Origin of the sequence: Photobacterium makurazakiensis (genome assembly GCF_050336715.1) — a bacterium.
GTDB lineage: Bacteria > Pseudomonadota > Gammaproteobacteria > Enterobacterales > Vibrionaceae > Photobacterium > Photobacterium makurazakiensis.
This window is the reverse complement of record NZ_JAKJSJ010000023.1, coordinates 90,540-103,499: the sequence shown is the minus strand read 5'-3', so window position 1 is coordinate 103,499 and position 12,960 is coordinate 90,540. Positions and strand designations below refer to the sequence as shown.

The window sequence follows — 12,960 nt, the reverse complement described above, 5'->3', positions numbered from 1 at the left end:
TTGTAAGCCTGGATTAACAATACATTATTTTATAATAAATAAATTATGGACTGATGGATTAAATGGTTATGATTTTCTTGGGGGGGAATCAAGGTATAAAAAGAGTTTTTCTAATGAATCTGTAGAATTGGTTAAAGTTGATCTACAAAGAAGTAGCGTATGGACAGTATTTTTACATTCACTTCGAAAAGCAAAAACAAAGTTAATGAGTGAATAATTTTCTAACAAAGCTTACAATATTACTTGGAAAGCACGTTACAAACAATGTTAATAATCTATCACTTACTGTAAACTTATAGTCGGAGGCAATTGCAAAGTCTCTTACTTCTTTACTTAGCGGATCATTTCTTTTTTTGTGATTTAACAAATATTCAGCAATATACCATTTTCGATTAACTTCCCACACCTTTAAGTCAAAGACATCACTATATTGTTTTATAGAGCCTAATAGTTCAAGAACCAGCAAAGTGCGTCCACATTTCCAGCAGCGTGAACAGTTATCAATTCTATTTGCTGATATGCAAACATTAAGAAGTTTGTTCGATGGCTTATAATTAGAAATAATACGAGTTTTTTCGACTCGTGAATATTGACCACCGGAAGAAATCACATCAAGATTTTCAGTAGAAAATAGATGTATTGATAAAGGGTCTATTGTAGCAATATCTTTTGTACTATTGACCTTAGTGTCAGAGTAAGAATAACCAGAGGCATAATAATATTTACTATAAACAGACTGTAGTACTAAAGCACATGCAATATTTCTTGTATTATGTGAGAGTATAAATGGAACGCCATCTAACAAGTCATCCATATTAGAGTCAATTGGAATCAGTTCAACACCTAGCTGTTCGCTAACAGGCTTAAGAAGATCGAATTTTTTATTAAATAGGTGACTTGGTAAAGCTCCGACATTATTGAATAGCAACTTTGAAATATTATAAGAGGGATATTTCGAATTATTAATATGGTTTGAAATTACGCAGAATGAATCAACACCTCCAGAAAACCCAGTTGCACCCCCATAAGTGTTAGAGTTTATTTTTTTATTTGTTATATTTGCTGGTTTTATAGCTACGGGTGAGAAGCTAGAGTCAATAGTATTTAATAGTCGTATATAATAAGAGTCAATGCTATAAATGAGCTTTTCAGATACTTCACCATCTAAATACAACTCTTCCCCTTTAAACATAGCTAATGGTAAAAGAGCAACAAGAAAAGCATCTAATCTATTTTTCAGAATAGCATCTTTGTAATGTATAGGAACTGAAAACCATAAAGTAGACTTTGAGTCTTTTGTTTCAATATTACATGATATTATGCATTTATTCTTGTCTTCAGTTATTTCTGGTGACGATACTATCATAAACACCTCCATGTTAATAAATAATAAGTAACTCCCATATAGTAACATAACTTTAATTGAAGCAGTTAAAGTCTTCTAGGTATGGGCCGAYATAATTATTTTCCCCTAAAACTTGATTATTACAAAAGTCAGTGATAACAGTATTTTGACCAATGTTAAATGTTTTATTGGTGGTTATATACTTTAGAGGAGTGTTTTTAAATGAAAAATTACCATTTTTAGAATCAATATATGTATCATTGAATTTTTTATAGTTCATGACTAAATTATTGAATTCTACTAATTTACCATCGTCACGCATTCGAAACCCTGAGTTGCTAATGTTATTAAATAGTATAGCGTCACTTTTTCTAAATCTTACATCAATCCCTTTAGTATTAAAGAGTAAGTTATTATGAATTAATGTTTTTGTTGCATTGTTAACATATACGGCTACATCGTTGCAGTGAAGTATTATATTATTTCTTAAAACACCTCCTTTTACTTCATACTCGTTAAAATTTCTGCGGTGGGCTTTTTTCATACCTCCTCCGCCTAAAGAAAGACCAACTTGAAAGCCACTATAGGTATCTTTTTTTGAATTACAAATGACAAGATTTCTTTCGATTAAACCATTGTTAACTCCACCTTTTATAAAGGCTCCGTAACTGACCTTATTACCACCTGTCTTAATGAAGTCACGTATTATATTTCTAGAAATAACCCAGTCATTACCGTGGTCAATGTTTATATGAGTCACAGAGCGATTAGTTTTATGTGGTTCTGTTAAATAAAAATGGTTATTTGAAATGTTACCATTATCTGGATGTTTATCATCTAACCTGTTGACCTTTAAGGCTGCATTAAAGTTGATGAAAGTGTTATGCATTATTGTTGTATTATTTGCATTACCAACTATATGAATAGCATGATCACAATTAGAGGCAATGTTACAAATTCCTTTAAAGATAATTCCAGATATATTCCAATTGGGTTTGTCTATATAAAAACCTTCCAATGAATCTAATTCTATTGTGACTTTGCCTGGGTTTAAGGCGGTAATCATAATGGGGGATGATAACAGTTGGTTTTTCTTTCCCATTATAAATCTTTTACCATGAAGAATATAAATCCCATCATTTATATAAATAGTTTGTCCTGGAATGGCATTTTTTAACGCATTTATGAGGGACTGTGTATCCTTGACAATAGAAACGGATTTATTGTTATTTAAGGTAAAAGAATCTTTAGGGCCAATGGTTGGCCAATTTTTCATGTCAAAATTTTTGTTCATAGTAATTGTTTCATTAATCATATTTTCAGTGTTTATTATTCCTGAGTTGATTTTAGTACTTACAATAGGTACGAACTCTTTTATGTGGTTAAGTTTAACTGGAGATAATATGAAAATGATCAATAAGCAGATAGCAACAAGATGAGTCGTTAAACCAACAGTAATTAAATAATACTTAATAAACTTTTTATCCATTGTTAATAAATCACTTTTACAGTTTATCTGCCTTAACTAAACTTAGACAAAAAATGGACATATGCAAAATAAATCATAGATAAAAAAATGCCATAAAATGGAATAAATGCCTTATTGTACATGCATTTATAGCTAGGGAATTTTTGCGGATATTTTTGATGTATCTTTTTATCAAAATTGGCGATTTTTTATAATTGTGCCATGATCATAAAGGACAAATTCAAGGAGTGAGTATGTTGAAGCTTGCAATTGTAATTCATGCGGAGGAGGAATTTGATTGGTCTTGCGGCTTTGATATTAAAAATCAAACAGTTACTCATAGTACTGAGCTTTTACAGCTAGTTAATGAATTATTGTCTCTTAATGCAAAAGTGACGTTAGCATTAGATTATGCGTTTATTTCAAGTCTTTCTGGAAAATCAGTCATTAAACAATTAAAACCATTACAAAATCATTCAATCGAGTTCGCTGCACATCTACACCCTTGGGTAACACCGCCTTATGATTCAAAAATTGATTATGAAAACGGATTTTATTCTTTTCCTGGAAACCTCCCGAAGGATGTTGAATATAATAAAATGAAGGCACTAACTCAAGGTATTCATCAACTTTGTGGGCAAAAACCTAAAGCATACTTAGCAGGCCGCTATGGTGTTGGCCAAAATACATATCTGCATTTGGAATCACTTGGTTATTGTGTAGACCTTAGTATAAATGCTTATTTTGACTTTTCCGCTAAAGGTGGTCCTGATTACTCTAAAGTTGACTGTTCTAGCTTTAATTCAGGGAAAATCAAGTGCTTGCCGCATACATCTTCTATCTATTGTTCTATTCCATATATTGAAAAAATCATTAATAATAAACCAGAAATAATGTACAAATTAAAAAATAAGTTTTGGTATAGACTATTTAAAAAAATATTCAAAGTTAACACATACAGATTATCTCCAGAAGGTTGTTCTTTTGAGCAAATGCAGCATATAACTAGAGTGCAAGAACAACTCGGTGTAGAAGAATTTGTACTTTCACTCCATTCTTCTAGTCTAACTGTTAAAGGAACACCTTACTCTGAATCATCAGAAGACGTTGATGAACTTAGAGTTAAGGTTATAGAGTATATAAAATGGTTTATACACTCAAAAAAAGGAGAATGTTTTTTACCGTCAAGTTTTTCATATGGTTGTGAAGAAAAAAGGGGTGAAGAATATGTAAAGGTAATAAAAAAAAATCATTGTATTTAGTATTAATTACATAGTGGTAGGTTTAAGTATGAATCATATTGTTAATGCGGTATCTAGGAAAGTATATAAGTTTAGGTGCGACCAGGTTTTAAAAAACATTGTTAATGTTAGGGCTTTTGAAACAGACTTATCAAATGATGTTATTGTTCTTTCCCTAATTGGTAAAAAGGTAGTTCATAGCTATTTATTAGCAATAAAATCATTCTTATTTTGGTTTCATGATGTTGATGTTCATATATTGAATGACGGTACTCTTGATGATAGTGATAAAGAATTAATAAAATCGCATATAAGTAATGTTATTTTTCACGAATATGATGAATTAGATATGAGAACGCTACCAAGGAAAAATTGTTGGGAGCGTTTAGTATTGCTATTAACACTGGCAAAAGAAAAATATGTGATACAGTTAGACTCTGACATTATTATCAATGGACCTCTTGTTGAGCTAAAACAAGCAATAAAAGATGAATCTTCATTTATTTTAGGAGACCCGAAATGGTCGTCCCCAGTACCTGTTAACTATATATCACATATTGCTAGCCAGTGGGATACCACGCATGTGCAAGTGCAATCTGAGCAGGCTTTATCTAACCTGCCTATGTTTAGTAACTCAAGTTTTCATTATATAAGAGGATGCGCAGGATTTACAGGGTTACCTAAGGGCGAAGGCTACCTAGACGAATTAGAAAAGTTTTCTAATCAAATGAAATCTACTTTGGGGGTTGAGGTATGGAATAAATGGGGTAGTGAACAAGTTGCTTCAAATGTAATAGCATCAATGGCAAATGGTGCGCATGTACTTCCATGGCCAAAATATCAAACACACATGTTTCCAGATACATCAGAGCCTTTAGATAATTCATCAGTAGTTCACTTTATGGGTACATGTCGTTACAGGCGCAATGCTTATAAAAATCTTGCACATAAAGTTATTAAGCAATTAGGTTTGGATTAAATATGGAAGAAAAAGCAGCGAAGGGATTGATTAGTGGTGCTAAATGGGGCTTGATATCAAATTGGTATGGGAGAATTATCGGAACAGCAAATACTTTAGTTTTGTTGAGGTTATTGGAACCTAAGGATTTTGGTATTGTTGCTTTAGCTACTTTTTTCGTATCACTTTATGTCGCTTTTTCTGCTGTTGGTGTAAGTAAATATGTAATATCACAAGAAAATTTGACTAATGATGAATTGAATAGCATTTGGTCGTTAGGTTTAACGATGAAAATATTATCAGCAATCCTATTATTTATTTCAGCACCATATATTGGTATATATCTAAATAATATTGAAATTGTCAAAGTAATTCAAGTGACTTCGGTTTTACCAATAATATCTGGATTTCGTAATGTTGGTTTAGATATTATGGAGAAAAATTATAACTTTAAATTGCTTATATTAATAAAGATTTTTTCTAAAACAGTCGGTACTATCGTATCTATTACTATAGCTGTATATTTCAAAACATACTGGGCACTTATTTTTGGAATTATAACAATTGCTACAATTGAGCAGTTGTTAAGTTATTTATATTGTCCATATAGGCCAAAATTCACTACTTGTCATTGGAGAGATCAATGGTTGTTTTCTAAATGGGTTTACCTTACATCTATTACAGGATACTTTCGGTCCAGAGTTGATGTTCTGATTCTTGGTAATATCATCAATACGAAGTCAGTAGGTGTTTATAGTATATCTCAAGAATTTGCATGGTTACCCTATAATGAGATTGTTTCTCCAATGAACCGTGGTGTGTATGCTGTTTTTTCTAATTTAAAAAATGATATTAAAGCATTCAATGATAGAGTGATAAAACAATTATCATACACTTTAATTATTATTGTCCCATGTGCATTTGGTGTCGCAGCAATATCGACACCTTTTACATTTGTTATTCTAGGCGAGAAGTGGCTTGCGGCTGATGTTGTTATAAGAAATATAGCTGGACTAATGATTGTTATGGCCGTATACGAGATATTAGTATCAGTATTGATTATTAAAGAAAGAATGAAAATTCTAATATTAATGGATGTAGTTGTGGTGATTACTATTATTTCATCGTTTTATATGTCCACAGTCAGAACGGTAGAACATTTATCTGAATTGAGGATGATTATAGGCTCAGGTTTCTTTGTTGTTATAATGTTTGTTTTTTACAAATTAACGAATATAAAGATTCATAAATTACTTTCATTACTCATATTACCATTTGTATCAAGTGTTATAATGTATATTGTTGTTACTTCTTTAATTGGATTTTTCGATGTCCATTTTATTAAAATGTTGACCGGAGTATCTATAGGTATTGCTACGTATGGTACATTGATCATTCTTTTTTCATATTTAGTCAAAGAGATTAATAATACATACTGGGAGTTATGTGTGGCCTCCTTTGATGTTTTAAAAAAGGCCTTTAATAACTAATTATACCATGTAATATTGCTGAATTTTTCTTTCAATGTATATTCATATACGGCTTTACATTTGAAATAATTACAACCGTGAAAATGTACTTCTTTATTAAGTAATGCAGCCCCAATACATACATGCAAACGGTTTGTATGAATGATATCGAAGTTATCAATGAATTTAAGGAATATTTTACTGTTGTATTGAGTAACTTTCTTTTCACTAGCACTTATTGCGAGTTCTTCTGAAATGTCTATATTTCCATTTGGGATTTCTATATCTGTTTTTTCACCATCTTTTCTAAATGCATATAAAACTTTAGATTGATCATTATGTTTTTTAAGTTTTTTAAGTTTTTTAAGTTTTTTAAGCTTTTTGTTAATAAACCACATTTTAAATATTCCATTTTTTGATGGAACTTGTGATTGTGAAAGGTTTAGTTTATTGGCTAAGTATGTAATTGAAACATTTATTTTGTCAACGATAGTGAATTTTCCGTTGTCGATAAAATTAACTTTTAAATTAAGAGCCATATCATCACATAGGTAAGTGTTAGCATGTACGGCTACTTTTTTTACGTATTCATAAGATTGTCTTTCTCGACATATTATATCAACATTGCTCCCAAATGATGTCAGTAGTTCATCTATATCTTTTATCGTATGAGGGAGTATAGTTATATGTTTTGCTTCTTTATTTATTCTTTTTAAAATTTTATATGAACCAGTAGTATCATTACCTAAGTTACCGCCACCTCCATATATGACAACTTTATCCTTGTAGTCAAACTTTTCCCTATCTTTAATTTGATAACTTAACCCAATTGAATCAAATACTTGAAAAGTACCTGATGCGATAAGGCAATCACCAGCATTACCATAATTTGGGATGTAATTGAAAGGTACTCCTTTGAATTTTTCCAAATAATGATTGATGTCAATTTCCATATAAACCTCAAAAAATGTTGGGTGAAAGTAAAATAAGTTCTATATTGATTATAGGGTAAATTTTTAAATCTACATAAGAAGATAGGATACTTTACATATGGATATGAAAAGGAACATATGCCATATCGTACATGGATTTCATGTCGGTGGCTTAGAGAAGGTTATTGTTAATTCAATAAACTCTTTAGGTGACGGATATTGTCATACAATTATATCCTTAACGACATCAGGTAGTATTGTAAAGCAATTAAAAAACAATGTTGACATTATAAGCTTAGATTGTAAGCAGCTTTCCTCAATTAGTCAGTACGCATTAGTCTTTAATGTCTTAAGGAAATTAAAGCCTGATGTACTTCATACATATAATCTTGGTACTGCTGAATTTCAAATTGTAGGTTGGATTTTAGGTATTAATACTAGACTTCATGCTGAACATGGACGGGACATTAATGATCCTACAGGTTCGAATTATAAATATAAAATTTTACGTAAATTCTGTAGCCTGTTTACACATAAAGTTGTAGCTGTTTCTCATGACCTCTATGATTGGTTATTAACTGATGTTGGAGTATCATCATCAAAAGTCATTAAAATCGTTAATGGTATTGATGTCGTTGACTTTTCATATTCTTCTAAAAATAATAATGAATTTAATACTAATGATTTTATTATTGGTCATGTTGCAAGATTAAATAAAATAAAAAATCAAAAAATGCTTATTAATGGTTTTTTTATTGCTTGTAACATGGATGATGATTTCATGACAAATAGCAAATTGGTTATCGTTGGTGATGGTTCAGAAAAAGATAATTTATTGGCGTTTTCTCAAAGTAATAAAGCATTATTTAGTAAGGTTATCTTTACTGGTCAGCGAGATGATGTAAAAGAGTTATATTCTTGTTTTGATGTTTTTTCTTTAACTTCTCTAGCTGAGGGTATTCCGATGACATTGCTTGAATCGATGGCAATGGGTGTTCCGCATGTTGTTACAGATGTCGGTGGCATTACAGAAGTTACTATTTCTGGTGTGACAGGTCTTAATGTTGATAGTGAAGATGATACCAATTTGGCGAATGCGTTTTTATCTTTATACAAAGATAAAAATAAATGTTTGAATATGGGGGATGCCGCTCGAAGCCGTATTTTCAAATCATTTAATCAAGAAACTATGATTGATGAATATAGGAAATTATATAATTGAAGGTGATTGAATGGAAGCTGGACTACTTATATTGGCACTTTCACTGTTTGTTTATATTTGTTACAGATATTTAGGTATGGACAAGCTCAAAGGCGATAAAAAATGAGAGATGGCATTTTTATGCTAGCGGTTTTATGCCTTATTTTTATCGGAATACAAAGGCCTTTTATTTCTGTAACCCTATGGTTATGGTCAGGTTTAATTGTACCTAAACATTGGATCTATGGTTTTGCTTCAGGTATTAGTTTTAACTCATTATTTGCATTGTTAACGTTTGTTACCTATTTTATTTTTAAAGTTAAACCAAGGGTTTATTTCAGTTTACTAGCTATTCTTGCATTGTTGTTTTTCTTTATGACAACGATAACTACGGCCATGAGTATTACTATCCCTGCTATGGTTTGGTATGAGTGGGAGAAGTTTTTCAAAGCTTCTTTATTGTGTCTAATGATAGTTTTAATTATTAGGCAGGATATTCATTTTAATATGATTTTATGGGGCATCTTATTATCAACAGGCCTGTTGGCTGGAACTGAAGCGTTGAAGTTTCTTGCTAGTGGTGGTGGACACCACATTACAGGTCCACGGAATCATATTCTTAACGATAATAACCATTTTGCACTTATTACTTGTATGTTAGTGCCAGTTGTTATCTATTTGTTTCAGCAAGAAAAAGAGAAGTGGCTTAAATATGTTCTATTAGGTGCTGGATTACTTTGTATTATAGCTATTTTAGGCACTAACTCTCGCGGTGGACTAATAGGTCTTCTTTGTATTTCTGGCTTTCTTTGGCTGAAAAGTAAAAGAAAAATATTAATGCTCTGCATTTTTTTTATTTTTGCCATGGGGGCTGGCTCAATACTTTCAGATAGCTGGTTCGATCGTATGAATACTATCCAAGATGCTGAAAAAGATAGTTCATTTATGACTCGAGTTAAAGCTTGGAAAATGTATACACTGATGGCTATGGAACGTCCATTACTTGGTGGCGGTTTCAAAGCTCTGGAAAATCCAGTTATTTGGGATGATATTGCAAGTGATTTTGGACGGTTAGATTTTATCGAGACACCGCAACCTACATTGGGAAAGGGATGGGCTGCTCATAGTATATACTTCCAGGTTATTGGGGATCATGGTTTTTTAACGTTCTCAATTTTTTTAATGGTTTTATTGAAAAGTTTTTTGACTTTAAACTCAATAATTCGAAAAGTGAAAGATAACAAGGGTCTACTTTGGCAATCTCAGTTGGCTCAATCTCTAAAAATCTCTTTGATTGCTTTTTGTTTATCTGGGGCATCCCTTTCTTTACCTTATGTTGAAATATTCTGGGCATATATATCTTTGATTATTGCTCTGCAATTTTCTGTTATTGAGCATGAAAGACGGATTAATGAAGAGGAAAGTGCAGATACTGCCTCTCATCAAGCAATAACTACTTAGAATGGAGTGGTATATATGTCTAGTGATTATATTATCCCAGTTATCATGGCCGGTGGTTCAGGGTCTAGGCTATGGCCTTTGTCTAGAACTCACTACCCTAAGCAATTTTTACCCTTAGCCAGTGATTGTTCTTTATTACAAGAAACGTTATTTAGGTGTGAGGCACTTAATTGCTTACCTTCAATTGTCATTTCAAATGAGAATCATCGTTTCATTATTGCAGAACAGCTAAGGCAAGCAGAGTTTCAACATCAAGGGATAATCCTTGAACCTGACGGGAGAAATACCGCACCAGCGATTGCTTTAGCGGCGTTGCAAGCTCAGCATCAAGGTACTGATCCTTTGTTACTTGTTTTAGCCGCAGATCATGTGATTAAGCAGCCTGAAATGTTCCACGACTCAGTACTAAAAGCCGTACCAATGGCACTTCAGGGGAAGTTGGTGACATTTGGCATTGTTCCGGATCACCCTGAAACAGGTTATGGCTATATCCGTCAAGGTGATGCGTTGAATGCCGATCACTCGATAGCATTAGTTGATGCATTTATTGAAAAACCTGATCGCCAAGCTGCTGAGGAATACGTTGATGCTGGCTACTTATGGAATAGTGGTATGTTCCTATTTCGTGCATCTGCATTTCTTAATGAATTAGAGCTTTTTTACCCTGAAATATTAAATGCTTGTCAAAAAGCGTTTGACGGTAGGCACAACGATCTGGATTTCATTCGTTTGAATAATGACGCTTTCCTAACGAGCCCTTCTGAATCGATAGATTATGCGGTGATGGAAAAAACAGAGAAAGCGGCTGTTGTTTCAATGGATGCTGGATGGAGTGATGTCGGCTCATGGGATGCGCTCTGGGATGTTACTGACAAAGACGGACATGGTAATGCTACTCGTGGGGATGTAATTACAGAAAGCAGTCGTAATTGTTATGTTTATTCCCAACATCGTTTGGTTTCAACGGTTGGGACAGAAAACCTCATTGTTGTCGAAACGAAAGATGCAGTGCTAGTTGCGCAGAAGGACAGTGTTCAAGACATTAAAAAAGTAGTCGCTTATCTGCACGACAATGATCGTAAAGAGCATTTGCAACACCGAGAAATTTATCGCCCTTGGGGTTCTCACGACGCGATTACAGAGGGTGATCGTTATCATGTCAAAAAAGTAAAAGTGAAGCCCGGTGAAAAAACAGCTGTTCAAGTTCACTTTAATCGTGCTGAACATTGGATTGTTGTTGTGGGCACTGCACGTGTTCGTAATGGCGATCGTACTTACCTTGTGAGTGAAAACGAGTCTACTTATATTCCAATTGGTGCTGAACACGCGTTTGAGAACCCCGGTAAGTCGATGCTTGAATTGATTGAAGTGAGAACCGGTCGTTACTTGGGTGAAGATGACATTGTTAGAATCGACTCGCAAGGAGAAGGCTATGAGTAAGGACCCTAATGATAATTGGTCGTGCTTTAAAGCTTATGATATCCGTGGTCGCGTTGGTGCTGAGTTTAATGAAGAGAAAGCGTATGCGATTGGTTGTGCTTATGCTGATTATATTAAGCCCAAAAGAGTCGCTGTTGGGGCTGATATGCGTTTATCATCAAATTCAATTAAAGAAGCAGTGTGCCAAGGTTTGCAAGACCAAGGGGTTGATGTGATCGACCTTGGGATGACAGGGACGGAAGAGGTGTATTTTGCTGTCCAGCACTGGCAGCTTGATGGTGGCATTGAGATAACGGCCAGTCATAATCCTGCTGACTATAATGGGATGAAATTAGTTGGTTATCATGCCCAGCCGATAGGTATAGACAGCGGTTTAAGTGAGATTAAATTATTAGCCCAAAAAGGCGCATTTACTGCTGCTAAAAACAGAGGTGAGCGTAAATCGCAATCTTGTTTAAAGGCATATATTGACTATTTAATGTCATTTATAAATGTTCAAAGCCTAAAGCCTTTACGTATTGTGACTAACGTGGGGAATGGTGCTGCTGGTCATGTTATTGACGAAATAGAAAAACAATTTATTCGGCAACAAGTACCTATCGAATTTATTAAAATATTGCATGAAGCCGATGGCAGTTTTCCATTTGGTGTTCCAAACCCAATGTTGGTTGAAAAGCGGGAAATGACAGAACAAGCGGTAATTACCCATCAAGCTGATATGGGGATTGCGTGGGATGGCGATTTTGATCGATGCTTCTTCTTTGACGAGAAAGGACAGTTTATCGAGGGGTATTACATTGTAGGTTTGCTCGCAGAGGCTTTTGCTTTGCGTCAGCCTGGTGCGAAAGTGATTCATGACCCGCGTTTGTATTGGAACACGAAAGATATATTGCATGCGGTAGGCGGACAGCCCGTGCAATCAAAAGCGGGTCATACTTTCATCAAGCAGATGATGCGTGAGCAAGGAGCTGTTTATGGCGGCGAGATGAGCGCGCATCATTATTTTAAAGAATTTGCTTATTGTGACAGTGGAATGATCCCTTGGCTGTTGGTAACCGAACTATTAAGTTCGAAGGCATTAACATTATCAGAGGCCGTAAGTCGCCGTATATCGGCATTCCCTTCATCGGGTGAGATCAATAAGCAAATTGATGATCCGCATCGTGCATTGCAACGCATTAAAACCCACTATGGTCATAACGCTATTTTGTTAGATGAAACCGATGGGATTACTGCTGAGTTTCAAGATTGGCGCTTTAATTTACGAACATCAAATACCGAACCTTTGGTTAGACTTAATGTTGAGGCGCGTAATAACAGGGAATTAATGGAAAATAAAACGGCTGAAATTTTAAGTATATTGATGCGTTGAGATTATTCTTTTACTAGAAGCCCATGATCTATCATGGGCTTCTAGTTATGTGCTTTACCTTTCAAAGTAAGCG

At 33.8% G+C, this 12,960-nt stretch carries 11 protein-coding genes; 8 read left to right on the top strand and 3 right to left on the bottom strand.

Annotated elements, in window-relative coordinates; genetic code table 11:
• Nucleotides 1-217, top strand: a 217-nt coding sequence (locus L4D09_RS11850) for a hypothetical protein (RefSeq protein ID WP_428457713.1), incomplete at its 5' end; no start/stop codon positions are given.
• Here the strand turns inward: L4D09_RS11850 and L4D09_RS11845 are convergent.
• On the bottom strand, nt 203-1,366 hold the full coding sequence (locus L4D09_RS11845) for a hypothetical protein (RefSeq protein ID WP_428457712.1): 1,164 nt from the start codon (nt 1,364-1,366) through the stop codon (nt 203-205). The two genes, L4D09_RS11850 and L4D09_RS11845, sit on opposite strands and share 15 nt — an antisense overlap.
• Before the next feature lie 52 nt (nt 1,367-1,418).
• Nucleotides 1,419-2,834, bottom strand: coding sequence for a polysaccharide lyase domain-containing protein (locus L4D09_RS11840; protein ID WP_428457711.1), 1,416 nt, complete (start codon nt 2,832-2,834; stop codon nt 1,419-1,421).
• A 233-nt stretch (nt 2,835-3,067) separates the two neighbouring features.
• On the opposite strand from L4D09_RS11840, the gene L4D09_RS11835 reads away from it, so the two are divergent.
• The 3 genes from L4D09_RS11835 to L4D09_RS11825 are packed head-to-tail and all read left to right on the top strand — an operon-like array spanning nt 3,068 to nt 6,502.
• Nucleotides 3,068-4,075, top strand: a complete 1,008-nt coding sequence (locus tag L4D09_RS11835; protein WP_428457710.1) for a polysaccharide deacetylase family protein — start codon at nt 3,068-3,070, stop codon at nt 4,073-4,075.
• A 28-nt stretch (nt 4,076-4,103) separates the two neighbouring features.
• Entirely contained in the window at nt 4,104-5,033 is a 930-nt protein-coding gene (locus L4D09_RS11830; protein WP_428457709.1) for a hypothetical protein, read from the top strand.
• 2 nt (nt 5,034-5,035) lie between these two features.
• Nucleotides 5,036-6,502: an oligosaccharide flippase family protein gene (locus L4D09_RS11825; RefSeq protein ID WP_428457708.1), complete on the top strand. Its 1,467-nt coding sequence runs from the start codon at nt 5,036-5,038 to the stop codon at nt 6,500-6,502.
• Here the strand turns inward: L4D09_RS11825 and L4D09_RS11820 are convergent.
• A complete protein-coding gene (locus L4D09_RS11820) occupies nt 6,499-7,434 on the bottom strand; it encodes a polysaccharide pyruvyl transferase family protein (protein WP_428457707.1) in 936 nt (311 codons plus the stop codon). The genes L4D09_RS11825 and L4D09_RS11820 overlap by 4 nt on opposite strands.
• 97 nt (nt 7,435-7,531) lie before the next feature.
• Between L4D09_RS11820 and L4D09_RS11815 the strand changes: the two genes are divergently transcribed.
• From L4D09_RS11815 to L4D09_RS11800, 4 genes are all read left to right on the top strand, one after another.
• Nucleotides 7,532-8,635: a glycosyltransferase gene (locus L4D09_RS11815; RefSeq protein WP_428457706.1), complete on the top strand. Its 1,104-nt coding sequence runs from the start codon at nt 7,532-7,534 to the stop codon at nt 8,633-8,635.
• A gap of 102 nt (nt 8,636-8,737) precedes the next feature.
• Nucleotides 8,738-10,075 carry a putative O-glycosylation ligase, exosortase A system-associated gene (locus tag L4D09_RS11810; RefSeq protein ID WP_428457705.1) on the top strand — a complete coding sequence of 446 codons (1,338 nt, stop codon included), beginning with the start codon at nt 8,738-8,740 and terminating at the stop codon, nt 10,073-10,075.
• A gap of 15 nt (nt 10,076-10,090) precedes the next feature.
• Nucleotides 10,091-11,515: a mannose-1-phosphate guanylyltransferase/mannose-6-phosphate isomerase gene (locus L4D09_RS11805; RefSeq protein ID WP_428457704.1), complete on the top strand. Its 1,425-nt coding sequence runs from the start codon at nt 10,091-10,093 to the stop codon at nt 11,513-11,515.
• A complete protein-coding gene (locus L4D09_RS11800) occupies nt 11,508-12,887 on the top strand; it encodes a phosphohexomutase domain-containing protein (RefSeq protein ID WP_428457703.1) in 1,380 nt (459 codons plus the stop codon). The genes L4D09_RS11805 and L4D09_RS11800 overlap by 8 nt, the downstream gene beginning before the upstream one ends.
• The last annotated feature ends 73 nt before the right edge of the window (nt 12,888-12,960 follow it).